At 65.9% G+C, this 22,934-nt stretch carries 24 protein-coding genes and 1 other RNA gene; 10 read left to right on the plus strand and 15 right to left on the minus strand.

What is annotated here, in order from left to right:
- Positions 1 to 5: 5 nt before the first annotated feature.
- Complete coding sequence (gene purS, locus Q0C42_RS07565; RefSeq protein ID WP_295074196.1) at positions 6 to 245, minus strand: phosphoribosylformylglycinamidine synthase subunit PurS; 240 nt, start codon at positions 243 to 245, stop codon at positions 6 to 8.
- Positions 246 to 391: 146 nt separating this feature from the next.
- Between purS and Q0C42_RS07570 the strand changes: the two genes are divergently transcribed.
- The 3 genes from Q0C42_RS07570 to Q0C42_RS07580 are packed head-to-tail and all read left to right on the plus strand — an operon-like array spanning position 392 to position 2,051.
- Positions 392 to 724 (plus strand): helix-turn-helix transcriptional regulator, encoded by a 333-nt coding sequence (locus Q0C42_RS07570; protein WP_295074197.1) that lies wholly within the window; start codon positions 392 to 394, stop codon positions 722 to 724.
- Complete coding sequence (locus Q0C42_RS07575) at positions 724 to 1,263, plus strand: SRPBCC family protein (RefSeq protein WP_295074198.1); 540 nt, start codon at positions 724 to 726, stop codon at positions 1,261 to 1,263. The genes Q0C42_RS07570 and Q0C42_RS07575 overlap by 1 nt, the downstream gene beginning before the upstream one ends.
- Positions 1,260 to 2,051 carry an SDR family oxidoreductase gene (locus Q0C42_RS07580; protein WP_295074199.1) on the plus strand — a complete coding sequence of 264 codons (792 nt, stop codon included), beginning with the start codon at positions 1,260 to 1,262 and terminating at the stop codon, positions 2,049 to 2,051. The genes Q0C42_RS07575 and Q0C42_RS07580 overlap by 4 nt, the downstream gene beginning before the upstream one ends.
- Positions 2,052 to 2,058: 7 nt before the next feature.
- On the opposite strand, the gene Q0C42_RS07585 is transcribed toward Q0C42_RS07580, so the two are convergent.
- Positions 2,059 to 2,811, minus strand: a complete 753-nt coding sequence (locus Q0C42_RS07585) for a phosphoribosylaminoimidazolesuccinocarboxamide synthase (RefSeq protein ID WP_295074200.1) — start codon at positions 2,809 to 2,811, stop codon at positions 2,059 to 2,061.
- Positions 2,812 to 2,989: 178 nt separating this feature from the next.
- On the opposite strand from Q0C42_RS07585, the gene Q0C42_RS07590 reads away from it, so the two are divergent.
- Both Q0C42_RS07590 and bmt read left to right on the plus strand, forming a co-directional pair.
- The gene (locus tag Q0C42_RS07590; RefSeq protein WP_295074201.1) at positions 2,990 to 3,304 is read left to right on the plus strand and encodes a DUF1476 domain-containing protein; all 315 of its coding nucleotides are present in this window, start codon (positions 2,990 to 2,992) and stop codon (positions 3,302 to 3,304) included.
- Positions 3,305 to 3,596: 292 nt separating this feature from the next.
- Complete coding sequence (gene bmt, locus Q0C42_RS07595) at positions 3,597 to 4,610, plus strand: betaine--homocysteine S-methyltransferase (RefSeq protein ID WP_295074202.1); 1,014 nt, start codon at positions 3,597 to 3,599, stop codon at positions 4,608 to 4,610.
- 83 nt (positions 4,611 to 4,693) lie between these two features.
- Here the strand turns inward: bmt and Q0C42_RS07600 are convergent, their stop codons facing one another.
- Positions 4,694 to 5,779, minus strand: a complete 1,086-nt coding sequence (locus Q0C42_RS07600) for a PA0069 family radical SAM protein (RefSeq protein ID WP_295074203.1) — start codon at positions 5,777 to 5,779, stop codon at positions 4,694 to 4,696.
- Positions 5,780 to 5,936: 157 nt separating this feature from the next.
- Between Q0C42_RS07600 and Q0C42_RS07605 the strand changes: the two genes are divergently transcribed.
- The 3 genes from Q0C42_RS07605 (at position 5,937) to Q0C42_RS07615 (ending at position 7,510) form a co-directional block, all read left to right on the plus strand.
- Positions 5,937 to 6,635: a B12-binding domain-containing protein gene (locus Q0C42_RS07605; protein ID WP_295074204.1), complete on the plus strand. Its 699-nt coding sequence runs from the start codon at positions 5,937 to 5,939 to the stop codon at positions 6,633 to 6,635.
- Positions 6,636 to 6,709: 74 nt separating this feature from the next.
- Complete coding sequence (locus Q0C42_RS07610; RefSeq protein WP_295074205.1) at positions 6,710 to 6,868, plus strand: hypothetical protein; 159 nt, start codon at positions 6,710 to 6,712, stop codon at positions 6,866 to 6,868.
- Positions 6,869 to 6,877: 9 nt separating this feature from the next.
- A complete protein-coding gene (locus Q0C42_RS07615; protein WP_295074206.1) occupies positions 6,878 to 7,510 on the plus strand; it encodes a DUF1638 domain-containing protein in 633 nt (210 codons plus the stop codon).
- On the opposite strand, the gene Q0C42_RS07620 is transcribed toward Q0C42_RS07615, so the two are convergent.
- The 12 genes from Q0C42_RS07620 to Q0C42_RS07675 all read right to left on the minus strand — a co-directional run bounded on the left by Q0C42_RS07620 (position 7,507) and on the right by Q0C42_RS07675 (position 19,626).
- Positions 7,507 to 8,544 (minus strand): zinc-dependent alcohol dehydrogenase family protein, encoded by a 1,038-nt coding sequence (locus tag Q0C42_RS07620; RefSeq protein ID WP_295074207.1) that lies wholly within the window; start codon positions 8,542 to 8,544, stop codon positions 7,507 to 7,509. The two genes, Q0C42_RS07615 and Q0C42_RS07620, sit on opposite strands and share 4 nt — an antisense overlap.
- On the minus strand, positions 8,544 to 8,762 hold the full coding sequence (locus tag Q0C42_RS07625; protein WP_295074208.1) for a ribbon-helix-helix domain-containing protein: 219 nt from the start codon (positions 8,760 to 8,762) through the stop codon (positions 8,544 to 8,546). Before Q0C42_RS07625 ends, Q0C42_RS07620 begins: the two co-directional genes overlap by 1 nt.
- Before the next feature lie 103 nt (positions 8,763 to 8,865).
- A complete protein-coding gene (locus Q0C42_RS07630; protein WP_295074209.1) occupies positions 8,866 to 9,096 on the minus strand; it encodes an N-(5'-phosphoribosyl)anthranilate isomerase in 231 nt (76 codons plus the stop codon).
- 47 nt (positions 9,097 to 9,143) lie between these two features.
- Positions 9,144 to 9,323 carry a DUF4169 family protein gene (locus tag Q0C42_RS07635; protein WP_295074210.1) on the minus strand — a complete coding sequence of 60 codons (180 nt, stop codon included), beginning with the start codon at positions 9,321 to 9,323 and terminating at the stop codon, positions 9,144 to 9,146.
- Positions 9,323 to 10,717: a class II fumarate hydratase gene (fumC, locus tag Q0C42_RS07640; protein WP_295074211.1), complete on the minus strand. Its 1,395-nt coding sequence runs from the start codon at positions 10,715 to 10,717 to the stop codon at positions 9,323 to 9,325. Before fumC ends, Q0C42_RS07635 begins: the two co-directional genes overlap by 1 nt.
- 81 nt (positions 10,718 to 10,798) lie before the next feature.
- Positions 10,799 to 11,350 (minus strand): methyltransferase domain-containing protein, encoded by a 552-nt coding sequence (locus Q0C42_RS07645; protein ID WP_295074212.1) that lies wholly within the window; start codon positions 11,348 to 11,350, stop codon positions 10,799 to 10,801.
- Entirely contained in the window at positions 11,350 to 11,808 is a 459-nt protein-coding gene (locus Q0C42_RS07650) for an SspB family protein (protein WP_295074213.1), read from the minus strand. The genes Q0C42_RS07645 and Q0C42_RS07650 overlap by 1 nt, the downstream gene beginning before the upstream one ends.
- Before the next feature lie 139 nt (positions 11,809 to 11,947).
- On the minus strand, positions 11,948 to 12,598 hold the full coding sequence (locus tag Q0C42_RS07655; protein ID WP_295074214.1) for a DUF1194 domain-containing protein: 651 nt from the start codon (positions 12,596 to 12,598) through the stop codon (positions 11,948 to 11,950).
- 119 nt (positions 12,599 to 12,717) lie between these two features.
- Positions 12,718 to 13,074: a transfer-messenger RNA gene (gene ssrA, locus Q0C42_RS07660) on the minus strand.
- 152 nt (positions 13,075 to 13,226) lie between these two features.
- The gene (locus Q0C42_RS07665; protein WP_295074215.1) at positions 13,227 to 14,801 is read right to left on the minus strand and encodes a cation:proton antiporter family protein; all 1,575 of its coding nucleotides are present in this window, start codon (positions 14,799 to 14,801) and stop codon (positions 13,227 to 13,229) included.
- A gap of 221 nt (positions 14,802 to 15,022) precedes the next feature.
- Complete coding sequence (locus Q0C42_RS07670; protein ID WP_295074216.1) at positions 15,023 to 18,355, minus strand: Hint domain-containing protein; 3,333 nt, start codon at positions 18,353 to 18,355, stop codon at positions 15,023 to 15,025.
- A 224-nt stretch (positions 18,356 to 18,579) separates the two neighbouring features.
- A complete protein-coding gene (locus Q0C42_RS07675) occupies positions 18,580 to 19,626 on the minus strand; it encodes an extracellular solute-binding protein (protein ID WP_295074217.1) in 1,047 nt (348 codons plus the stop codon).
- 425 nt (positions 19,627 to 20,051) lie between these two features.
- Between Q0C42_RS07675 and Q0C42_RS07680 the strand changes: the two genes are divergently transcribed.
- Positions 20,052 to 21,281 carry an aminotransferase class V-fold PLP-dependent enzyme gene (locus Q0C42_RS07680; RefSeq protein WP_295074339.1) on the plus strand — a complete coding sequence of 410 codons (1,230 nt, stop codon included), beginning with the start codon at positions 20,052 to 20,054 and terminating at the stop codon, positions 21,279 to 21,281.
- A gap of 204 nt (positions 21,282 to 21,485) precedes the next feature.
- Positions 21,486 to 22,898 carry a deoxyribodipyrimidine photo-lyase gene (locus Q0C42_RS07685; protein WP_295074218.1) on the plus strand — a complete coding sequence of 471 codons (1,413 nt, stop codon included), beginning with the start codon at positions 21,486 to 21,488 and terminating at the stop codon, positions 22,896 to 22,898.
- Positions 22,899 to 22,934: the final 36 nt, after the last annotated feature.

Here is a 22,934-nt window from a genome sequence, read left to right on the forward strand (position 1 = left end):
CGGCGTCAGATAAGCTCGACCCGGTAGCTTTCGATCACCGTGTTGGCCAAAAGCTTGTCGCACATCGCCTTGACGTCAGCCTCGGCACGGGTGCGATCGGTCTCGGCGAGGTCCAGTTCGATCACCTTGCCCTGCCGAACGCCCTGTACGCCCTGGAACCCCAGCGACCCCAGCGCATGGCGCACCGCCTCGCCCTGCGGATCAAGGACGCCGGTCTTCAGCATGACGGTGACGCGGGCTTTCATCGGGGCCTCCGGGTTTTGATGTGCCGCGTCCTTAGCGAAGGGACGGCGGCGCGACAAGGGGGTAGCGCGTGGGTCGCATTACCGAATGGTTGTATGAAGCCGCGAGATGCGATAATTATACCTATAGGTAAAATGAGAATCAGCAGATGGACCAGATCTTTCACGCCCTGGGCGACGAGACCCGCCGCGCGATGCTGCGGATGCTGGCCGCAGGCGAGCGCACGGTCGGAGAGTTGTCGGCCCCATTCCCGATGACGCTGGCCGCGGCCTCGAAACACATCCGGGTGCTGGAGAGCGCGGGGCTGTTGCAGCGCGAGATCCGCTGGCGGACCCATATCTGCCGGCTGAACGCGGCTCCGCTGCAGGCGGCGCTGTCCGAGCTGGCTTACTACGAACGGTTCTGGATCAGCCGGATCGACACTCTGGACCGCCTGCTGCGCGAGGAAGACGCCGCAGCGTCCCTGAAAGGAGAGGACTGATGCAGATGAAGGACATTGACGCAGACCGGGCGCGGATGGTCGACGATGGGACGCTGGTCATCCAGCGCTGGTTGCCGGGGCCGGCTGAGAGACTGTGGCGCTATCTGGTGGACAGCGAGAAGCGCCGGCAGTGGCTTGCGGCGGGGGAGATGGAGCTGGTGGCGGACGCCGCCTTCGAACTTGTCTGGCGCAATGACGAATTGAGTGTGGCGGCCGACCCGCGACCCGAAGGCTTCCCCGAGGTGCAGCGGCTGCAAAGCCGGGTGGTCGCGGTCGACCCGCCAAGGCGGCTGGTGATCGCCTGGGGGGTGGGAGAGGTCAGCTTCAACCTCGACGACCGTGGCGACCGGGTCCTGCTGACCGTCCGGCACAGCGGCCTGTCCGCAGGTCCGGTCCGGTCCGAGGTCGCGGGGGGCTGGCACATGCATCTGGACATCCTGGCCGACCGGCTTTCCGACCGCACGCCGCGGTCGTTCTGGTCGGGCTGGGCCCGGCTGCGCGACCTTTATGCCGGTCTGGCACCCGAAGCGCAGCCATGACCGCGAAGACCGTGGTCATCTATGGCGGCATCGGCGCGATCGGAGCCGCCACGGCGTGGGCTTTCGCCCGCGAGGGCCACCGCGTCTGGCTGGGCGCGCGCAGGCTGGCACGGGCGGAACGGCTGGCCGGGGCGATCCGGTCGGAGGGCGGTCTGGCCGAGGCGTTTCAGGCCGATGTCCTGGATGGCCCGGCGACCGCCAAGGCCACGGCCCGGCTGGCCGGGGAGGCCGGGGGCATCGATACGGTCGTCAACGCCACCAGCTTTCTGCACGATCAGGGGAAGGAACTGGCCGACCTGTCGCTGGACGAGTTCCAGGCTGGCGTCACGCCCTATCTGACGGCGTTGTTCAACATCTCTCAGGCCGTCACGCCGCACATGGGCGGCGACGGGGGTGGGGTGATCGTCACGATCACCGCCCCGGCCGCCAAGCTGGCGGTGCCTGGCCACCTGGGCCATATCGTGGGCTGTGCGGGCAGCGAAGCCTTTGCCCGGGCGCTTGCCAGCGAGCTTGGGCCCCGCAACATCCGCGTGGTCTGCCTGCGGTCGCATGCCATCTCCGATGCGGTCGCGGCAGGGTCCTTCACGGCCGAGCTTTTTGCGCCGAAGGCAAGGGCGATGGGTCTTGGAGTGCAGGATTGGCTGGGCGGCGCCTCGGCCACGACGATGCTGCAGCGCTTGCCGACGCTGGCTCAGGTCGCTGGCACCATTGCTTTTCTTGCCTCGGACCAAGCAGGTGCCATGACCGGGTCGGTCGTCAACCTGACGGCGGGGTTCACGACCGACTGAGGGCTGGTCAGTTGATCAGGGTCGGCTTCGTCGTGTGGGTGATGTTCGTCGGCAGCACGCCCAGCCGACGCGCAAGCTCGGTGTAGACGTCGTTCATCGGCTGCGGGTCGGGGATCGTTCCGTCGGGACGTTCGGGCTGGCGCATGTCCCAGAGCCGGCAGCTGTCCGGGCTGATCTCGTCCGCGATGATCAGGCGCATGAAATCACCCTCCCAGACGCGGCCGACCTCGATCCGGAAATCCGCAAGCCGGATGCCCACGCCCATCATCACGCCCGACAGGAAATCGTTCACCCGCAGCGACAGCGCCACGATGTCATCGAGGTCCTGCTGGTTGGCCCAGTTGAAGGCGACGATGTGCTCTTCGGCCACGAGCGGCGACTGGAGCTTGTCGTCCTTGTAATAGTACTCGACGATCGGGCGGGGCAGCTGCGTGCCTTCCGGGATTCCCAGCCGCGTTGCAAGGGGCCCGGCGGAGAAGTTGCGCACCACCACTTCCAGCGGGATGATCTCGGCCATCCGCACCAGCTGCTCACGCATGTTGATGCGGCGGATGAAATGCGTTGGCACGCCGATCTGGTTCAGGCCCGCCATGAAGAATTCCGACAGCCGGTTGTTCAGGACACCCTTGCCCTCACGCGAGGCGGGCGCCGCGACCGTCGGGGCGTTATCGTCCTTGAAGTACTGGATCAGCGTCCCCGGTTCGGGTCCTTCGTACAGGATCTTGGCCTTGCCTTCGTAGACCTTCTTGCGCCGTGCCATGCTTCACTCGATCAGGGGGGGCGGCGACAGGGCTTCACCTTCAGACCGCTTTCCTTGGGCTATAGTCCAAGGGGGCCACACTCGCAAGGCGCGAGCAGCCCGCGCGTGGCCAAGGGGCTTGCGGTGTTGGGTCTGGATGGGCATATGAGGGGAAACAACCGTCCTTCCGGGGGAGCCCATGACCAGTTTCGACGACCGCGAGAATGCCTTCGAATCCAAGTTCGCCCATGACAGCGAAATGCAGTTCCGGGCCGAGGCACGGCGCAACAAGCTGGTCGGGCTCTGGGCCGCAGGGCTGATGGGCAAGACGGATGATGCCGCTGCGGCCTATGCGCTGGAAGTGGTCAGCGCCGACTTCGAGGAAGCGGGCGACGAAGACGTGGTCCGCAAGGTCGTGGCCGATCTGGCTGGCAAGGCCAGCGCCGAGGTCGTGCGGGCCAAGATGAAGGAAATGCTGCCCATCGCCAAGGCGCAGCTGATGTCCGAAATCTGATCCTGCCGGACGGAATGCAGGCGCGGTCCCGCCCGGGGCCGCGCTTTTTCATTGCGCATCGGACAGGTCAGGTGGCTCGCCGGGCGGGCGGCAGGAATCGCGCAGGGGCGCCGGGCGTCATCGTCGGCTGGCGCTGACGCCGGTTGGTCGGGAGATCTGGCGCCGGGTGTGCCACGCCGTCGCATTCGGCCGGCTTGAGGACGACCGCAACACGTCATGCGGATAATGAAATTGCCTCCGGCCGCAACCCGTGGCAGAGGTGAAAGCTAGGCCTGCCCGAAGGAACCCGACGATGACCGATGCCCTGACCCGGATGCTTGCGACGCGTGACTGGCTGATGGCCGATGGCGCGACGGGGACGAACCTGTTCAACATGGGGTTGTCGTCGGGCGAGCCGCCGGAATTCTGGAACGTCGAGAAGCCGCAGAATATTCTGAAGCTTTATGGCGACGCGGTGGCTGCGGGGTCGGACCTGTTCCTGACCAATACCTTTGGCGGCAATGCGTCGCGGCTGAAGCTGCACCAGGCGCAAGGTCGGGTGCGCGAGCTGAACCGGGTTGGCGCCGAGCTGGGCCGCGAGATCGCCGACAAGGCGGGCCGTCCGGTCGTGGTGGCGGGCTCGATCGGCCCGACGGGCGAGATCTTCGAGCCGATGGGGACACTGACGCATGAACTTGCAGTCGAGATGTTCCATGAACAGGCCGAGGCGCTGAAGGAAGGCGGGGCGGACGTCCTGTGGGTCGAGACGATCTCGGCCCCCGAGGAATACCGCGCGGCGGCGGATGCAGCGCTGCGGGCCGACATGCCCTGGTGCGGCACGATGAGCTTTGACACTGCAGGTCGCACGATGATGGGCACCACCTCGGCCACGATGGCAGACATGGTGGAGCGGCTGGTGAACCCGCCGATCGCGTTCGGCGCGAACTGTGGTGTGGGCGCGTCGGACCTGATGCGGACGGTCCTGGGCTTTTCGGCCACGGGGACCGAGCGCCCGATCATCGCCAAGGGCAATGCCGGGATCCCGAAGTATCACGATGGTCACATCCACTACGATGGCACTCCGGAACTGATGGCGGAATATGCCGTGATGGCGCGGGATGCCGGCGTGCGGATCATCGGCGGCTGCTGCGGCACGATGCCGGAACACCTGCGTGCGATGCGGGTGGCGCTGGAAAGCCGGCCCAAGGGCAATCGGCCGTCGCTGGAGGTGATCCAGGCGAAACTGGGCGGATTTTCCTCGGCATCTGACGGGACCGGCGATGATGCGGGTGCCGGCCGGCGGGAACGTCGCGGTCGTCGGGGCTGAACCGCAGCGCCAGGGCCCAAAATCCTTGAGGAAGGATTTTGTCAAATTCCTTGCTTAAGGAATTTGGTCCAGGACGGGCCCGCCTAGAACAGCGTCAACTGGTCGCCTGCCCTTGGCGGTGGTGCGAAGAGGTCGGTCCGCAGGGCAGGCAGGGTCTCATCGAGCACCAGCCTTTTGCGGGCCACGGACGCGCGCAGGTGGATCAGGTCGGCCCAGGGACCCTCGCCCCGCATCCGCTTGCCCCATTCCGGGTCATAGTCGCGCCCGCCGTGCAACTCGCGCACCCGGCCCATCACACGCTCGGCCCGGTCGGGAACCGTGGCGGCCAGCCAGTCGCGGAAGAGCCCCGACACCTCCAGCGGCAGGCGCAGCGGGATCGTGTTCGACGCCCGCGCCCCGGCATCGCGACCCGCCTCCATCACGGCTTCCAGCTCATGGTCGGTCAGCGCGGGGATCAGCGGCGAGACCTGCACCCGGACCGGCACCCCGGCTTCGGCCAGCCGCCGGATCATCTGCAACCGGCGTTTGGGCGCCGGAGCGCGGGGCTCCATCTTCCGCGCCAGACCTTCATCCAGCGTGGTCACCGAGATCGACACCGAGGCCAGCCCCTCGGCGGCCATCGCGGCGATGAGATCAATGTCGCGTTCGATCGTCGTGCCGCGCGTGGTGATCCAAACCGGATGCCGGAAATCCGAAAGCACCTGCAGGACCTGCCGCATCAGCCCATGCTCGCGTTCGATAGGCTGATAGGGGTCGGTGTTGGTGCCGATGGCCACGGGACCGACCTTGTAGGACGGGCGGCGCAATTCGGTCTCCAGCACCTCGGCGATGCCGGGGCGGGCGATGAGCCGGGTCTCGAAGTCGAGGCCGGGAGAGAGGTTGAGAAAGGCGTGCGTCGGCCGTGCGAAACAGTAGATGCAGCCATGTTCGCAGCCGCGGTAGGGGTTGATCGACCGGTCGAAGGGCACATCCGGCGAGCGGTTGAAGGTCAGCGCGGACCGCGGGCGCTCCAACCGCACTTCGGTGGCGACCAGGCGGTCCTCTTCGGGCAGGTCCCAGCCGTCGTCGAACGCCTCGCGGTCGGTGGCTTCAAATCGGCCGGTCCGATTGCTTTCGGCCCCCCGCGCCCGCAAACGCTGGCCCGGCAAGAGAGTTGCAGTGCGAGTCATGCTGCAAATCTAGAACAAAAACGGAACACCCGCCACAACATTCCGCCTCGCGATGGCTTTCTGTCGGCTTTCATCCGGTGTATGTCGCTTGCCGCATAGTGACCCGGTCGGTTTGCGACCATCACCATGCCAAACCCTTCCGCTTGGAGCACGCCCGATGGCTGACGACGAAGAGATCATCCTTTCCGAACTGTCGGATGACGAGCTTGTGCTGCAGATGCATGACGATCTCTATGATGGTCTCAAGGAAGAGATCGAAGAGGCGGTCAACCTCCTGATCGCACGCGGCTGGACACCCTATGATGTGCTGACCAAGGCGCTTGTCGCCGGCATGACCATCGTCGGCGCCGACTTCCGCGACGGGATCCTGTTCGTTCCCGAAGTGCTGCTTGCGGCCAACGCGATGAAGGCCGGCATGTTCATCCTGAAGCCGTTGCTGGTCGAAACCGGCGCGCCGCGGATGGGCAAGATGGTGATCGGCACCGTGAAGGGCGACATCCACGACATCGGCAAGAACCTTGTCGCCATGATGATGGAGGGCGCCGGGTTCGAGGTGAAGGACCTGGGCATCAACAACTCGGTCGAGAAATACCTCGAGGCGCTGGAGTCCGAGAAGCCCGATATCCTGGGCATGTCGGCTCTGCTGACCACGACGATGCCCTACATGAAGGTCGTGATCGACACGATGAAGGAAAAGGGCCTGCGCGAGGATTACATCATCCTCGTTGGCGGTGCGCCGCTGAACGAAGAGTTCGGCAAGGCCATCGGCGCCGACGCCTATTGCCGGGACGCGGCCGTTGCCGTGGAGACCGCCAAGGCCTGGGTCGCGCGCAAGCACAACCAGCTGAACGGCTGACACACGCCTGTGATTCGCGAGGGGCTTGTCTTGGGCCCCTCCGAAGCGCAGATTGAATGTCAGGGAGGCGCATAATGCCCTTGACTCACTTTCTTGGACTGATTGCCCTGGTGATCGTCGCAGCCGGTTTGACTATCTGGCTTGCGCTGTGGACCGGGGTCCCCTTTGCGGCGCTGGCCTTTGCCGCGCTGTCGGCCACCGTGATCCTGACCTGGACCCGCGTCAGCCGATAAGGCCGCCCGATGGATGACATCACCCTTTCCGAAACCGGGCTACAGCCAGCCCACTCCGGGCGCATTCTGCTGATCGCCTGCGGGGCGCTGGCGCATGAAATCCTGGCGCTGAAGGCGGCAAACGGCTGGGCCCATATGGATTTGCAGTGTTTGCCGGCGAAGCTGCATCTCTGGCCCGACAAGATCATTCCAGCCGTGGAAGAGGCCGTTGCCGCCGCGCGTGGGGCCTATGAGACGGTGTTCGTCGTCTACGCCGATTGCGGAACGGGCGGACTGCTGAAGGCCGCCTGCGACCGGCTGGGGGTCGAGATGGTAGAAGGCCCGCACTGCTATGCCTTCTTCGAGGGGAATGCGGAGTTTGCCGCCAAGGCGGAAGAAGAATTCACAGCCTTCTATCTGACCGATTTCCTGGTCCGGCAGTTCGACGCCTTCGTCTGGAAGCCGATGGGCCTGGACCGCCATCCGGAGCTGCGGGACATGTATTTCGGGAATTACACCAAGCTGGTCTACCAGGCGCAGAAAGACGATCCAGCGCTGGACGCAAAGGCCGAGGACTGCGCGCGGCGGCTGGGCCTGGATTATGAGCGGCGCTTCACCGGCTATGGCGACCTGGCGGTGGCCCTGTCCCGCGTGGCCGGTTAACCCGCGAAATCGGTGATGACGGCGACACCGGGAGCTGTCGGTCCGTCGAAGGCGCGAAGCTCCTCCGTCGTCTGGCTTAGGGCGACCGTGCGGGCCACGATGGGACGGACGTCGATCCTGCCGGTTTCAATCAGGCTCAGCAGCGTCGGATAGCGCCAGGCGGGCATGCCCCTGGTGCCGAAGACGGACAGCTGCCGCATGTAAAGCGTGTTCATGTCGATTGTCATCTGCGCGGTGTGGCCGGTGGGCAGGCCGACCTGGACATGACGACCAAGCGGACGGAGGCACTTCAGCGAGTTGTTCGCAGTGGCCTCGATTCCCAGCGCCTCGACGCTGACATGGGCGCCGCCGCCGGTCAGGTCGACGATCCGGGCCGCCACGTCGCCGTCGCGGGCGTCGAGGGCAGCCTCGGCACCCAGGGTCAGGGCATGGGCGAGCTTCTCGGGAACGACGTCGACGACGATCACCCTTGCGCCAAGCGCCTTGCCGATCAGTAGACAGGACAGCCCGATCCCGCCGGTGCCGTGGACGGCGAGCCATTCGCCGGCCTGCAGGGCGGCCCGGCCAGTAAGGGCATGGAACGCGGTGGTGACGCGGCACCCAAGGCCGGCGGCGAGGGCGGGCGACAGGCTTTCCGGCAGGCGGGTCAGGTTGTGGGCATGCGGGACCGAGACGTATTCGGCATAGGCACCGCGGTCGCCGAAGCCGGGGACGCGCTGACTGCGACAGGTGGTGGTCTGGCCCGAGCGACACTCGGGGCAGTCGCCGCAGGCCAGGATGAAGGGGGCGATGACGCGGTCGCCCTTGCGCCATTTGGCCAGCGGCCCGGCTTCCATGACCTCGCCGCAGTATTCATGGCCCGGGATGTCGCCGGGCTTCACCTTTGGATGCTCGCCGACCCAACCGTGCCAGTCGCTTCGGCAGATGCCGCAGGCCAAGGTCTTCAGGACCACGCCATCGGCCTCGCAGGCCGGATCGGGGACGGATTCCAGGCTGAGGGGTTCGCGGTAGGCACGAAGGACGGCGGCGCGCATCACGATCTCCGGTAGTGGTTCAGGCAGAAGACACGGATGGCGGAGGCGAGACCCTCCTCTCCGCGACGCGCGGCGTCGATTTCGGCCGCAAGGGCGTTGAGGGGAGTGTCCTTCTCGGCGGCGATCGCGCGGAAGGCGTCCCAGAACTCGGGTTCCAGCGAGACCGACGTGCGGTGGCCGTGGAGGGTGAGGGAGTGCTTGGCGGGGCGGGTGGTCATGGGGGGAGAGGGTAGCGCAACGGTCGGCGTTGTCACCGGAGTTTTCGAAAACTCCGGTTCGGACCCTTCAAAGGGTCCGGCACGATTTCTTTGAAGGAATCGGCTAGGCGACCCGGCGGATCGCCTCACGGTTACAAAAGATTATGAACTGTCCTGCGTTCTCCACTACGGGAAACCCACGGCGCTTCATCTCGTCCAGGAAAGGCTCACGACCGACGTAGCGTTCGACGTCACGGACTTTCCGACGAATTACCCCACCTTCGCGCGCCGCTTGCGACGAAAACAGGTGAGAAATCCACTCATCGGATGACAGGAATTCCGGCATGGCTGACATCGGCGCACCTCCTGCCGAAACCCTGCCAAAGCAGGGTTAACGGCGGGTTACCCCGGTTCGCGCTTGTGCCCGTCCAATGTGCGCGCTGCCTTCTCCGACCGCGCTTTCTCCAGCTCCCGCTCAGCCTTCTTGCGGCCATGCTTCGCTGCATTGGCATCCGCGTCTGAACGGGCGGCCTTGCGGGCCGCCTGTTTCTTTACGGTGCGAAGGTTGACGATCTCGGCCATCAGCCTTTCGGGCCAACCATGTCCTCGGGGCGGACGATGCGGTCGAAGGTTTCGCCGTCGACAAAGCCGAGAGCAATCGCCTCTTCCCGCAGGGTCGTGCCGTTCTTGTGCGCGGTCTTGGCCACCTTGGTCGCGTTGTCGTAGCCGATGGTGGGCGCCAGCGCCGTCACCAGCATGAGCGATTCCTTCATCAGCTTTTCGATCCGGGGAATATTCGCCTGCGTGCCCACGACCATGTTGTCGGTGAAGCTGGAGGCGGCATCGCCCAGAAGCTGGATCGATTGCAGCACGTTGTAAGACATCATCGGGTTGTAGACGTTCAGCTCGAAATGGCCCTGCGACCCGGCGAAGCCAACGGCGGCGTCGTTGCCCATCACATGGGCGCAGACCATCGTCAGTGCCTCGGCCTGGGTTGGGTTCACCTTGCCCGGCATGATGGAACTGCCTGGCTCGTTCTCCGGCAGGATCAACTCGCCGAGGCCCGAGCGGGGGCCGGAGCCGAGGAGGCGGAGGTCGTTTGCAATCTTGAAGAGCGAGCCGGCCACGGTCTTCAAGGCGCCCGAGAACATGACCATCGCGTCATGGGCGGCCAGCGCCTCGAACTTGTTGGGGGCGGTGATGAAGGGGAGACTGGTGATCTTTGCGATCTCGGCCGCCACGCGGACATCGAAGCCGACGCGGGAGTTCAGGCCGGTGCCAACGGCGGTGCCGCCCTGGGCAAGCTCGTAGATGTCGGGCAGGCAGGATTTCACCCGGGCGATGCCCTTGTCGACCTGGGTCGCGTAGCCCGAGAATTCCTGGCCCAGCGTCAGCGGGGTCGCGTCCTGGGTATGGGTGCGGCCGATCTTGATGATGTCCTTGAACTCGTGCGACTTGGACCAAAGAGCCTTGGCCAGCTTCTCCAACCCCGGGATCAGCACGTCGCGGGTGTGCATGCCGATCGCGACATGCATCGCGGTGGGGAAGGTGTCGTTCGACGACTGGCCCATGTTCACATGGTCGTTCGGGTGGACGGGCTTTTTCGAGCCCATCACACCGCCCAGCATCTCGATCGCGCGGTTCGAGATCACCTCGTTGGCGTTCATGTTCGACTGGGTGCCTGACCCGGTCTGCCAGACCACCAGCGGGAAGTTGTCGTCGAACTTGCCGTCGATCACCTCACCTGCAGCCGCGACGATGGCATCGCCCAGCGTAGCGTCCAGGTCGCCCTGCGCCATGTTCACTACGGCGCAGGCCCGCTTGATGACGCCAAGCGCGCGGATGATCGGGACCGGCTGGCGTTCCCAGCCGATGGGGAAGTTGATGATCGACCGCTGGGTCTGCGCGCCCCAGTACTTGTCGGCGGGGACTTCAAGCGGGCCGAAGCTGTCGGTTTCGGTACGGGTCGCGGTCATGGCAAACTCCTCAAGCTCTCGCGCGAGCCATAGCTCCGGCGGCGCGCGAAATCAATCCGGCATGCAATGGTATACCGAAAATCAGGCCCGGCGGAAGCGGTAGACCGTGGCGGGGGGCAGGTTGGCCCAGACCTTGTGGCCCTTGTTCACCTTCAACCCCAGCGTCTCGATGGTTTCGGGCGGCAGAGGCGGGCGCGGGCCATAGGTGAACTGCACGTAGTGGCCGCGCGGGGCCAGGATCGCGAAGGCGGCACTGACGATACCTTCACGCACGTCGGAGGGCATCGACAGAAGCGGCAGGCCCGAGATGACCGTGGAGACGCCAGGTGCGACCAGATGGGCCGCATCCTGTGCGGGAAGCTGATGGATGGTGACGCCGGGAAACTTCTTGCGCAGGTAGTCGACGAATTCCTCGTCCAGCTCGAACAGGGTCACGTTCTCGGGCGGTACGCCGCGGGCCAGGATCGCCTCGGTGAAGCGACCGGTTCCGGGGCCGAACTCGACCACCGGGCCGCTGTTCGGCCCAAGGCCCAGGGTCATGGCGCGGGCCAGGGTCCGCGAGGATGGCGCAATCGCCGATACCTGCCGGGGGTTCTTCAGAAGCCGCCGGCGGAACAGCGCAAGGTCGGACATCAATGCTTCCGGAACTGGTCGAGCGAAACGATCTCGGCGTCCTGGCGCACAGGCTCTTCCTCGACCTCGATCTCCAAATCCTCGTCGTCTTCGTCCTCGTCCTGAACCTGTGTCTCGAACCGCAGTCCGAATTCGACGGAAGGGTCGACGAAGGTGCGCAGCGCGTCGAAGGGGATGACCATCGGCTCGGGGTTGTTGCCGAAGTTCAGCGTGATGCTGAAGCCTTCGTCGGTGACGATAAGGTTCTCGTACCAGTGCTGGATGACGACGGTCATCTCGGTAGGATAGCGTTCCTTCAGCCAGTCGGCGATCTGCACGTCGGGGTGCGTGGTGTCGAAGGTGATGAAGAAATGGTGACCGCCCGGAAGCCCGTTCTCGGCGACATCCGCCAGGACCGACTGGATCAGGCCCCGCATCGCGCGGTGCATGAGATTGCCGTAGTCGATGCTGCGCGCCATTGTCGCCGTCCTTTCCCGGTTGGGCGTGCAGCATAGGGGATTTGGGGGCCAAGGGAAGGGGGCTGCTGTCGGTGTGGCAAGCCCCGGACGAAGAACCGCCCTGTCGGTCGCCGCACTGGCCTTGCCGCGAAAGGCCGGGTTAGCCAACGGGGTTGGTCAATTCGCGCAAGAGCTTGAGCCGCAAAGTCCGCGCATAGTCCTGCAACCCGCGGGCGGTGACGACGAAGCCTTCCGGGGTGATGATCCAGTTGCGGTAGTAGCTGGTGATCGGCGAGGCCGGCCCCGGTTCCTCGATGGCGATGGCGTTGATCATGACGGCTGCGGCGATGGCCTCGGATCTTGCATCGGTGTCGGTGAAGCCCGCGTTCTCTTGGCCGTCACCCGAAATGTCGAGGACCTTTCGCCCGCAATCAGAGACGGCGGCGAACTGGGCGGTGGCAAAGCGGATGCCCTGGCCGACGGCGGTATCGGAACCGCTGAAGGCCCGGGGGACCTTTGCGGCGCGGGCGGCAAAGCGGGTGACGTCCGCCGGGGCAAGCATCCGTTGCCAGGACAGGACAAGGGCATGTTCCCCGACGCCCGACCACTGGATGACGGCCAGTGCTACCTGGTCGCGAACCAGCGCCTCGGCGACTTCGGGGTCGGTCAGTGCGGCCGCCAGCCCTTCGGTCTGCAGCCGGTAATCGCCGCCGTCGATAGAGCCGGAGACATCGATGGACAAAAGCAGCGCCGTCTCGCAGGCGAGGGCGGGTTGGGCGGTCAGGCAGGCAAGGACGGCCGCGCGGAGCATGGCAAAGGATGGGGTCTGCTTGCGCGGTCTGGCAAGGGAAAGCTCGGCGATGACTTCGTCACTCCTCGCGGGCGCGGCTATCGACGCGGCGACGAAGTTGAACGACGAAAGGAAGGGAAGGTGCAGGTTTCTGTTGCCAGGTACCTGCGAACCCCGCCTTACGGTGCTAACCGCAAGGGCTTAGTTTTGGTATTGCGAGCCGCTTACGCGGCCAGCGCCACCGGAGCACGGTTGTCGTTGGCAACTGTGATCATGGACCGATAACGGTGGTACCTCACCGAGCGAAAGCTGGCCTCTTTGGTCGTTCGTCGATCCTATTTCGACCCCACACGCCCGCAACGAACGGGAAAGTCTGGTGGAGTCGCCGGGTACCGCCCCCGGGTCCGAGCCGATTATTACAGGTGCGTTTATCGCCATAGTCGGAGTTGCCCCCGACAAGGGTCAATATAGGGGCCGCATCCGGGGGCCGCAAGGGTCGTGTCCTTGCTGGTCGCCGCGTGTGGGTGCATGAAATTCTAGGGACTGGACGTGGGTGTTCGGGGCGTTCAACGAGTCCCGTCGACAAGCTGCCGGTGCGGCGCCGCTTGGCAGGCATGCTGTACGGTCGCCTTCCAACGCCGTCCGTTTCCTAGACCTCGATCAGCCTTGCCGGCTGGCGGTCGAGGTCGATCGCGCGCGCTGCCTGGTCGGCCAGCCCGATCCCGGCCTGGTTCATCGTCTGGTAGATATGGTCCGCCCCCGCGGTCTTGAGCCGGAGCACGTGGTCCTCATACAGCGCGTGGGCGATAATCGGGCCGTGAAACCCCTTGGCCCGCAAGGCCCGCGCGGCGCTTTCCTTGGCTTCGACGCTGTCCATCGCCAGAATCGCGCCTTCGACCTTCGCCATCTTCAGCCCGCGCCAGAATGCTGCGTCCTCGACATCGGCGAAAAGCACATTGCGCCCGGCGGCGACATGGCCGGCAACGCGGTAGGAGTCGGCGTCGATCCCGAGGGCGCGAAACGGCCCCTCCATCTGGTCATAGGCAGCCGTTCCGGTCCGGCCCATGCCAAGGATCAGGACGGTCGCGGCGCCAAGGTCGGTTGGCAGTTCGTCGCGGTGGACCCGGCGGGCCTCGAACCCTTCGAGCCAGGGCTCCAGGCGCTCGAACAGGCGGTCGGCGAACCGGTCGAGCGGGGCGGCACAGACGAAGGACAGGCTGACGGCAAGGGCCAGGGGGACCAGCCATTCGGGCAGGACCGCAGCGGCGACGATCAGGCTGAACTCGCTGTAGGCGGTCAGATTGGCGGCGGTCAGGAAGGCGGTCCGCGCCCGCAGCCGGAAGGCAAGGAGGAGCGCGAAGTAGAGCGCACCCTTCAGGGGCAAAAGGACGACCAGGGCGAGGGCCAGCATCAAGTCGCTGGGTCCGGGCAGGCCCGACATCCCGATCTGCAGGAAGAAGCCGACCAGGAATATCTCCTTCAACCCCCAAAGGGCGTCCGAGAGTTCGTTCGCGCGCGGGTGGGTGGACAGCAGGAGGCCCATCACCAGCGCGCCGATCTCGGCACCCAGGCCGACGGCCTGAAAGCCCGCGCCGCCCGCGACGACGGCAAGGAGCATCCCGGCGAGGACCATGAGTTCGTCGTGGCCAGAGACGTCGACAAGCCAGTGCAGGACGGGCCGCAGGAGGGGGAGGGCCGCGAGGAGGGCCAGCGCCCAAGGCGAGGGGGCCTGGCCGCTGTAAAGGGCAAGGACGGCCAGCGCGATGATGTCCTGAACGATCAGGATGCCGATGGCGGTGCGGCCGTAGAAGGCACCGATGTCGCGCTTGGCCTCGAGCACCTTGGCCGAGAAGACGGTGGAAGAGAAAGACAGGATCACGCCCAGAAGCAGCGCGGTGGACCAGTCGAGGCGCAGGAAGACGACGAAGCCGAAGCTGAAGACGGCGGTGGTGATCGCCGAATGGATCAGCGCGCCGCCGAAGACCTGGGGCTGGGCAAGCTGGCCGAGGCGGAGCTTCAGGCCGACGGCGAAGAGCAGGAGAAGGACGCCGAGGTGGGCGACATGATCAAGGATCGCGCCGGACTCGGCGGGCAGGCCAAGGCGGGGACCGACCGCATGGATCGCGAAGCCGGCGGCGAGGAAGCCGACCATCGGCGGCAGGGCGAACCGGCGAACGGCGAGACCGAAGAAGAAGGCGAAGCTGAGGGAAATGACTTCGAACATGTGAAACCGGGTTGGGGTCCCCCTGAATTAGACGGGGCGGGCAGGCCACGCAACCGGGGTTTGAGGACCTGCGCGGCGCCCACGCGTGGCGGCTTTACAGGCGTGAGGGAAATCAAGGGGTTGGCTTCGGACGTTGAGGATTTGGAAAGCATTGCGTTTGGCGGGGGGTGGTGGACCGGCCGATGGGTCGCCAAGAACCAGGGGAAGGACCCGCCGCTTTACTAATGGGCCAGCAGAACGTCGGCCTCATGCCGTTTCAACACACGGCGGGCCGCTTCGAAACCGCTTGCCTTCAGGTCTGCAAGGTCCGGAAACAGCTTGAACAACTCGCCCCGCTGCTCACGATCCACCGCTTTCAGCGCCCCGTCTCCGGGAAGGAAGCTTTCCGTCCAGCTTCCGTTCGCCCGCACGATCTGGTGGTGGTCGAACATGAAGTGGATGTAACTGACATCGGTTGCCGGCAGCTGGATGACTCCGCTGATTTGCGTGAGCAGTCGTGCAGAAATCAGCACTTCGGGCTCTTCGAAATAAAGCTGAGCGCGGCGCGACATGACCAGCATCCGATGCACGGGACTGACCATCATGTCGCGGTCCGGAAGGCCATCGCCAAGCGAGCCTGCCTTGATCAGGATGGGGGCGAGAGACGGGTCTTGGGCGACCTGCGCGCGGGAAAGGTCGCGGCGGCCAACCCAGCGGATCTGCTGATAGCCGTTGTCCCGCGTCGCCATCCAGTCGCCTTCGCGCAGATGTTCCACCGGAACCGGACCCTGGCGCGTGTCGATCAGGGTGCCGGGGGTGAAGCAGATGATCCCCTCGATCTCGTCGAAGACCAGCGTGCCGGTGACAACGGTCGGGTTGTTCGGATCGTAGAAGGTGACGGTGCCCGAGAGATCGCTCTGCGTGCTGGCACCGTCAAAGACGATCTTGCGCGGTCCGGTGATCGCGCTGAAATCGAGCACGTCCTCGTCGTTGCCGCCTTCGCCACCAAGGATCGTATCCGACCCGACGCCAAGGACTCGGAGCGTGTCGCGGTCATCGCCGCCGAAAAGGGTCTCGCCTTGGCCGGAGGCGACGATCGTGTCGTTTCCGACCCCGCCAAACAGGGCATCGACGTCCGCGCCGCCATCCAGAAGGTCGTTTCCGAGACCGCCGTAAAGGATATCGGCGCCGCTGCCACCGACCAGCGTGTCGTCGCCCGATCCGCCGTAGAGCGTGTCAGTGCCCGCGCCGCCCGCGAGGCTGTCGATGCCAAGTCCGCCAGTCAGGACGTTGGACCCGCCATCGCCGGTCAGGGTGTCGTTGAAGTCCGAACCGGTGAGGTTTTCCACCCCGCTGATCGTATCGCCTGCGGCGTCCCCGCCGGTCTGACCTCCGACGTTGGTCAGGTTGACGTTCACCGCCGTACCGGAGCTGGAATAGTCGGCGAGGTCCGTCCCGGCCCCGCCATAGAGGAGGTCCGCGCTACCGTCGCCGATCAGGGTATCATCGGCCGATCCGCCATAAAGCGTGTCGATGCCCGCGCCGCCCGAAAGGCTGTCGTTGCCCAAGCCCCCGGTCAGGATGTTGGTGCCGCCGTCGCCGGTCAGGGTGTCGTTGAAGTCCGAGCCGGTGAGGTTTTCGACCCCGCTGAGCGTGTCATCGGCTGCATCGCCGCCGGTCTGCGTCCCGGTGACTGCCAAGTTGACATTCACTGCCACGCCGGAGCCGGAATAGTCGACCAGATCCGTCCCGGCCCCGCCATAGAGGAGGTCCGCGCTGCCGCCACCGATCAGGGTGTCGTCGCTTGATCCGCCATAAAGCGTGTCGATGCCCGCGCCGCCCGAAAGGCTGTCGTTGCCAAGTCCGCCGGTCAGGATGTTGGCGGCAGTGTCGCCGGTCAGGGTGTCGTTGAAGTCCGAGCCGGTGAGGTTTTCGACCCCGCTGAGCGTGTCCCCGGCTGCATCGCCGCCGGTCTGCGCCCCGGCAAGCGTCAGGTTGACGTTCACCGCCGTGCCGGAGCCGGAATAGTCGGCCTGATCGATTCCGGCCCCGCCATAGAGGAGGTCCGCGCTGCCGCCACCGATCAGGGTGTCATCGGCCGATCCGCCATAAAGCGTGTCGATGCCCGCGCCGCCTGAAAGGCTGTCGTTGCCAAGTCCGCCGGTCAGGAAGTTGGCGGCAGTGTCGCCGGTCAGGGTGTCGTTGAAGTCCGAGCCGGTGAGGTTTTCAACCCCGCTGATCGTGTCACCGGCTGCATCGCCGCCGGTCTGCGCTCCGGCAAGCGTCAGGTTGACGTTCACCGCCGTGGTGGAGCCGGAATAGTCCGCCACGTCGATCCCGACATCGCCGGTCAGCACGTCCGCGCCCGCGCCGCCATTCAGCGTGTCGTCGCCCGTCCCCGCCAGCAGCGTGTCATTGCCCGCGCCGCCGCTGAGGATGTCGTTGCGCAGGCCGCCGGTCAGTACGTTGGCGGCTGTGTCCCCGGTCAGCGTGTCGTTGAAGTCCGACCCGGTGAGGTTCTCGACCCCGCTGACCGTATCGCCCGCCGCATCGCCACCCGCCTGGGCACCGGCAAGCGTCAGGTCGACGTTGACCGCCGCGGTTGAGCCGGAATAGTCGGCGAGATCCACCCCGACATCGCCCGTCAACAGGTCCGCGCCTGCGCCGCCGATGAGGGTGTCGTTGCCCGTACCGGCATCGACGCTGTCGTCGCCCGTCCCGCCGAGAAGTCTGTCGTCGCCGTCGCCGCCAAACAGGGTGTCGTTTCCGCCGGCACCATCGACAGTGTCGTTTCCGCCTTGGCTGGTGAGCACGTTCGCGACGGAGTTTCCGACGACCGAGTCGGTGCCTGCCCCTGTGGTCACGTTCTCGACGTTGCGGAAGAATTGGTCGCCGAGGATGCCGTCCAGGGGCTGGGTGAGGAGTCCCGGCTCGGCCATGGTGATGCGCAGGGTGGTGCCGCTCAGCGTGGCCGGATTGTAGTCGAAGACGATGGTGTCGGTGCCTGCGCCGCCGTCGATGGTCGACGCGCTGTTGGCCAGTTCGGTGACGTAGATCAGGTCGTTTCCGTCGCCAGCGTCGATGGTGTCGGTGCCGGTTCCCGAAGCCAGCGTCCCGGTATTGCCGGTGTAGATCGTGTCGTTGCCGAGGCCGCCAAAGATGGTGTCGCTGCCAAGGCCTCCGGCCAGAAGGTTGTCGCCGGTGCTGCCAACGATCGAGTCGTTGAAGGCCGTACCGATGATGTTCTCGATGCTGACCAGGGTGTCGGTGCCGCCGCTGCCGCCGGTGACTGTGGCCGTCGCGGCGCCCAGGTTTGCGCTGATCGCCGCAGTATCGGACGAATAACTTGCCGTGTCGGTTCCGGTGCCGCCGTCGAGCAGGTCGCTTCCGGCGCCCCCGGACAGAACGTCAATCCCGGTTCCGCCGTAAAGCCTGTCATCGCCGGTGCCGCCGTCGAGAAGGTCATTGCTGCCGCCCCCATAGAGCGTGTCGCTGCCGCCGAGGCCGGTGATGGTGTCGTCTTGAGCCGTGCCCGTAAGCGTGTCGGCGCCAGCTGTGCCTGGGATGGTCGCCAATTGCTTCCTGCCCTTCCGGATATCCGGAGGCGGCAGAATTGCCGACGGCGGAAGGCAAGCGTATCGATCATCCCGCGGTGTGCAATTTCGCGAAGGTCGAGTGTGCAGGATCTTTGGTATAGTCCGGCAGCCAAACCGTGCCGTGTACGTGCGCGAGGGCCGGACCAGACCATGAAAAACGCCCGAGGTTTCCCCCGGGCGCTTCCTGCGTCAAAAAAGCGGGATCAGAAGCCCGATTTGATCAGCTCGAATTCCTCGATCATGCGGTCGCGGAGTTCGGTCGTCGGCGGCGACTGGACGAAGAGCGGCGTGGTCACCTGGTCGACGTAGGCGGCCTTCAGCGCGTCGGCCGGGATCGCAGCCATCGCGGCGTCGTTGGCCAGCGCGTAGCCGATCGCATCCAGAAGCGGCTGGGCCGAGGTGTGCGCCAGAAGCGAGTTGATGTGGTCGTAGGCCTTGTCTTCGACGCCGGGACCATCCTTGACGTTCACGAAGCCGCAGTACCAGGTCGCGGCCCCTTCGGCGGCGGCGCGGTTGAAGCCGACCGGGAAACCTTCGTCCTGCAGGATCGCCACGGGGTCGTTCCAGGACCAGGCGACCTGCACCTCGCCCGAGGCCATCAGCTGCGACAGTTCCGAAGGGTCGGACCAGTAGGCGCGGACGTTGGGGTGGACCTTGCGGAGCCAGTCGGCGGCGGCGGTGAACTGTTCTTCCGTGATGTTGTCCCAGGAGGTGACGCCGGTGGCCATGAAGGCCAGGGACCAGACGTCATCAGTGTTGTCCGGCATCGAGATGCGGCCGGCGTATTTCTCGGACGCGAAGACCTGGACCGAAGCGACATCCTCGGCGGGCACCGTCTCGGCGTTGTAGGCGATGGCGGTGTAGGCGTAGTCGGTCGGGATGAACCAGACGCCCTGGTCATTGGTGAAGGGTTCGACCATCCGCGCCGGGACATTGGCGAATTCCGGGATCTTCGAGGTATCCCAGGGCTCGATCAGGCCTGCGTCGATGTAGCGTGGAACCGCGGCGGCGCAGGGGTGGACCACGTCGGCCTTGAAGCCCGAGGACATCTTCTGGAACGCCTCGTCATCGTCGGCGAAGAAGACATACGACGGCTTCTGGCCGTGCTTTTCGACGTAGGGCTGCAGCATCCCGTCGATCTCCCAGCCGGCCCAGTCGAGCACGGTCAACTCGGGGTCGGCGGCCTGGGCGGCGATGGAGAGCGACAGCACCGATGCGGCGCTGAGAAGGGCAAGGGATCTACGGCTCATGTGTGCTCCTCTGTGTGACAAGCGGACAGCACCAGCGGCTGCCGGATCTTCGTTCTTGTGGTCAAGGCGGAACCCCCTCGGCACGCCCCTATCGGCAGAAATTGGTTTGGGTCTTCAGAAAGGACAAGGGGAAATTGCGGGATTTTGTGGCCGATGGCGCAGAAAGAGGCACGAAACCGGATGACCTTGCGTCAGCTTGCCCGTTTGCCGGGCGCCGGGCGACTTTCGCCGCCCGGTTGCGGGGCTTCGTCGAGGGGGTTGCGGGGAGGGGGGCGGGCCGCTAATCCTTTCGGCGAGGCCGGGGACACCCCCGGCTCTGGTCGCCGGGGAGACATCCGGCGGCCTGGCTGGAAGACCTGCCGCGGACCGGGATATGCCCGCCTCGCGCGGGGTCTGCCAGGAGCCGCGGCCCATTGGAGGAGCCGCTGGTGGCACTTGATCTTGAGTTCGTCCGTTCGCAGTTCCCGGCGTTTTCGTCGCCGGTGCTGTCTTCCCACGCGTTCTTCGAGAATGCGGGCGGGAGCTATCCGTGCGTGCAGGTGGTGGACCGCCTGACGCGGTTCTACCGCGACCGGAAGGTGCAGCCCTATGGACCCTATCCGGGGGCGCAGGCGGGGGGGGCCGAGATGGACGAGGCACGGACCCGGCTGGCGGCGATGATGGGGGTGGCACGCGAGGAAGTGTCGTTCGGGCCTTCGACCAGCGCCAATACCTATGTGCTGGCGCAGGCCGTGCGGACCTGGCTCGCGGGCACGGGTGGCGCGGTGGTGGTGACGAACCAGGACCACGAGGCGAACTCGGGCGTGTGGCGGCGGCTGGCGGAAGCGGGGATCGAGGTCCGGGAGTGGAAGATCGACCGGGCTACCGGGTCGCTGGACCTGGAGACGCTGGATTCGCTTCTGGCGGATGGCAAGGTGCGGCTGGTCTGCTTCCCGCATTGTTCCAACGTGATCGCCGAGATCAACGACGTCGGGGCCATTTGTGCGATGGCGAAGGCGGCGGGGGCCCGGACGGTGGTGGACGGGGTGTCTTACGCCCCCCATGGGTTCCCGGACGTGGCGGCGCTGGGCTGCGATGTGTATCTTTTCTCGGCCTACAAGACCTTTGGGCCGCATCAGGGGATCATGGTGCTGCGCGAGGGCTTTGGAATGGAGCTGCCGGGGCAGGCGCATTTTTTCAACCACGGCACGCTTTACAAGCGGCATACTCCGGCCGGGCCGGACCATGCGCAGATCGCGGCCTGTGCAGGGATGGCGGATTACATCGATGCGCTGGCCGAGCGGCATGGAATCGCGGGCGATCCGGCAGCGCGGAACCGGGGGGTGCATGACCTGATGCGGGCGCAGGAGGTGGCGGTGATCCAGCCGCTCTTGGACTATCTGGGCCAGCGGAACGACGTGCGGCTCTTGGGACCGCGGGAGGCAGACCGGCGGGCGCCGACGGTGGCCATCGAGCTGGACCGGGTGGCGGAGCCGGTGTCCGAGGAGCTTGGCCGCAACGGAATCGCCTGCTGGGCGGGCGATTTTTACGCGGTGCGGCCGCTGGAGGCGCTGGGGATCGACCGGGAGAAGGGCGTGCTGCGGATGTCGGCGGTCCACTACACCAGTGCCGAGGAAGTGGCGCAGCTGATCGCGGCGCTGGACCGGGTGCTGTAAGGTCAGCTTGGCCATGACGTCAGCTTGACGGAGCGCTGACGCGCAAGCCTTTGTGTTTGTCCCTTGCGCGAAGTGTGCGCAAGGGACGGTGATTGGGGGTTTTCCACCCCCAAACCCCCGGAGGATATTTGCCGCCAGGTGAAAGGGTTAAGTGATCCGACCTTTCTTGGCGGGCGTATCGTTCTTGATTGAGAAGGCTGGGGAATGTCCGAGATACCGTTGATCCTGTGGTTCCGCCGCGACTTGCGGCTGGGGGACCAGCCGATGCTGTCGGCTGCTGTCGCATCGGGCCGTCCGGTGGTGCCTGTGTTCATTCTGGACCCGGAGACCGAGGCGCTGGGCGCGGCGCCCAAATGGCGGCTGGGACTCGCGGTCGAAGCTTTCGCGAAGGCGCTGGAAGGGCTGGGCTTGCGGCTGATCCTGCGGCGGGGCAACGCGCTGGACGTGTTGCGCACCCTGGTTGCGGAGACCGGGGCGGGCGGAGTCTGGTGGTCTCGGCTTTATGATCCGGCGTCGGTCGCACGGGATACTGCGGTCAAGGCCGCGCTGAAGGGCGACGGCATCGAGGCGCGGAGTTTCGCGGGGCATCTTCTGCACGAACCCTGGGACGTTCAGACCGGGCAGGGCGGGTTCTACCGGGTGTTCACGCCATACTGGAAGGCGACGCGGGGCATGGGGGTGTCCGCGCCCGAACCGCTGCCGAGCCGGGTGCGGGGGTTGGAGGTCTGGCCTGGCTCGGACCGGCTGGAGGACTGGCGGCTGGGCGCTGCGATGAACCGGGGGGCCTCGGTTGTCCTGCGGTATCAGGTGGTGGGCGAGGCGGCGGCGCGGGCGAAGCTGGCGGCGTTTCTTGACGGGCCGGTCGGGCGTTATTCCGAGATGCGCGATGTGCCGGGGGTTCAGGGAACCTCGCGGCTGTCGGAGAACCTGACCTACGGCGAGATCGGCATCCGGGAGGTCTGGCATGCCGGCCTACGCGCGCGCGACGAGGGCCGCGCAGGGGCGGAAAGCTTCCTGCGGGAACTGGCCTGGCGCGAGTTCAGCTATCACCTGATGCATCACACGCCGCAGATCACGACGGGGAACTGGCGACCGGAGTGGGACGCCTTCCCCTGGCGCGGCGACAATCCGGATGCGGAGCGCTGGCGGCGCGGCACGACCGGCGAGCCTTTCGTCGATGCGGCGATGCGCGAGATGTATGTGACGGGGACGATGCACAACCGGGCGCGGATGATCGCGGGAAGCTACCTGACCAAGCATCTTCTGACGCATTGGAAAGTGGGTCTGGACTGGTTTGCCGACTGTCTGACCGACTGGGACCCGGCGGCGAATGCGATGGGCTGGCAATGGGTTGCGGGGTCCGGTCCCGATTCGTCTCCGTTCTTCCGGGTGTTCAACCCGGCCGGGCAGGCGGAGAAGTTCGATGCCGATGCGCGCTATCGGCGCCGATTCATCGCCGAGCTGTCAAAGGTGCCGGGGCCCGAGGCCCTGGCCTTCTACGACGCGGTGCCACGGTCCTGGGGGCTGGCGCCGGATCAGCCCTATCCGAAGCCGGTGATCGATCTGGCCGCTGGCCGGGCGGCCGCCCTTGCGGCATATGGGGCACGAAATGCTTGAGCAACGCATCGCCATTGGTGAAAGTGTTGCCGACAA

It is taken from the genome of Tabrizicola sp., from assembly GCF_022842145.1.
In the GTDB taxonomy this organism is placed as follows: domain Bacteria; phylum Pseudomonadota; class Alphaproteobacteria; order Rhodobacterales; family Rhodobacteraceae; genus Tabrizicola.

What these genes read in the sequence shown, in the direction of transcription:
- purS (WP_295074196.1), bottom strand. Translation starts at nt 245, where the DNA reads ATGAAAGCCCGCGTCACCGTCATGCTGAAGACCGGCGTCCTTGATCCG.
- Q0C42_RS07570 (WP_295074197.1), top strand. Translation starts at nt 392, where the DNA reads ATGGACCAGATCTTTCACGCCCTGGGCGACGAGACCCGCCGCGCGATG.
- Q0C42_RS07575 (WP_295074198.1), top strand. Translation starts at nt 724, where the DNA reads ATGCAGATGAAGGACATTGACGCAGACCGGGCGCGGATGGTCGACGAT.
- Q0C42_RS07580 (WP_295074199.1), top strand. Translation starts at nt 1,260, where the DNA reads ATGACCGCGAAGACCGTGGTCATCTATGGCGGCATCGGCGCGATCGGA.
- Q0C42_RS07585 (WP_295074200.1), bottom strand. Translation starts at nt 2,811, where the DNA reads ATGGCACGGCGCAAGAAGGTCTACGAAGGCAAGGCCAAGATCCTGTAC.
- Q0C42_RS07590 (WP_295074201.1), top strand. Translation starts at nt 2,990, where the DNA reads ATGACCAGTTTCGACGACCGCGAGAATGCCTTCGAATCCAAGTTCGCC.
- bmt (WP_295074202.1), top strand. Translation starts at nt 3,597, where the DNA reads ATGACCGATGCCCTGACCCGGATGCTTGCGACGCGTGACTGGCTGATG.
- Q0C42_RS07600 (WP_295074203.1), bottom strand. Translation starts at nt 5,779, where the DNA reads ATGACTCGCACTGCAACTCTCTTGCCGGGCCAGCGTTTGCGGGCGCGG.
- Q0C42_RS07605 (WP_295074204.1), top strand. Translation starts at nt 5,937, where the DNA reads ATGGCTGACGACGAAGAGATCATCCTTTCCGAACTGTCGGATGACGAG.
- Q0C42_RS07610 (WP_295074205.1), top strand. Translation starts at nt 6,710, where the DNA reads ATGCCCTTGACTCACTTTCTTGGACTGATTGCCCTGGTGATCGTCGCA.
- Q0C42_RS07615 (WP_295074206.1), top strand. Translation starts at nt 6,878, where the DNA reads ATGGATGACATCACCCTTTCCGAAACCGGGCTACAGCCAGCCCACTCC.
- Q0C42_RS07620 (WP_295074207.1), bottom strand. Translation starts at nt 8,544, where the DNA reads ATGCGCGCCGCCGTCCTTCGTGCCTACCGCGAACCCCTCAGCCTGGAA.
- Q0C42_RS07625 (WP_295074208.1), bottom strand. Translation starts at nt 8,762, where the DNA reads ATGACCACCCGCCCCGCCAAGCACTCCCTCACCCTCCACGGCCACCGC.
- Q0C42_RS07630 (WP_295074209.1), bottom strand. Translation starts at nt 9,096, where the DNA reads ATGTCAGCCATGCCGGAATTCCTGTCATCCGATGAGTGGATTTCTCAC.
- Q0C42_RS07635 (WP_295074210.1), bottom strand. Translation starts at nt 9,323, where the DNA reads ATGGCCGAGATCGTCAACCTTCGCACCGTAAAGAAACAGGCGGCCCGC.
- fumC (WP_295074211.1), bottom strand. Translation starts at nt 10,717, where the DNA reads ATGACCGCGACCCGTACCGAAACCGACAGCTTCGGCCCGCTTGAAGTC.
- Q0C42_RS07645 (WP_295074212.1), bottom strand. Translation starts at nt 11,350, where the DNA reads ATGTCCGACCTTGCGCTGTTCCGCCGGCGGCTTCTGAAGAACCCCCGG.
- Q0C42_RS07650 (WP_295074213.1), bottom strand. Translation starts at nt 11,808, where the DNA reads ATGGCGCGCAGCATCGACTACGGCAATCTCATGCACCGCGCGATGCGG.
- Q0C42_RS07655 (WP_295074214.1), bottom strand. Translation starts at nt 12,598, where the DNA reads ATGCTCCGCGCGGCCGTCCTTGCCTGCCTGACCGCCCAACCCGCCCTC.
- Q0C42_RS07665 (WP_295074215.1), bottom strand. Translation starts at nt 14,801, where the DNA reads ATGTTCGAAGTCATTTCCCTCAGCTTCGCCTTCTTCTTCGGTCTCGCC.
- Q0C42_RS07675 (WP_295074217.1), bottom strand. Translation starts at nt 19,626, where the DNA reads ATGAGCCGTAGATCCCTTGCCCTTCTCAGCGCCGCATCGGTGCTGTCG.
- Q0C42_RS07685 (WP_295074218.1), top strand. Translation starts at nt 21,486, where the DNA reads ATGTCCGAGATACCGTTGATCCTGTGGTTCCGCCGCGACTTGCGGCTG.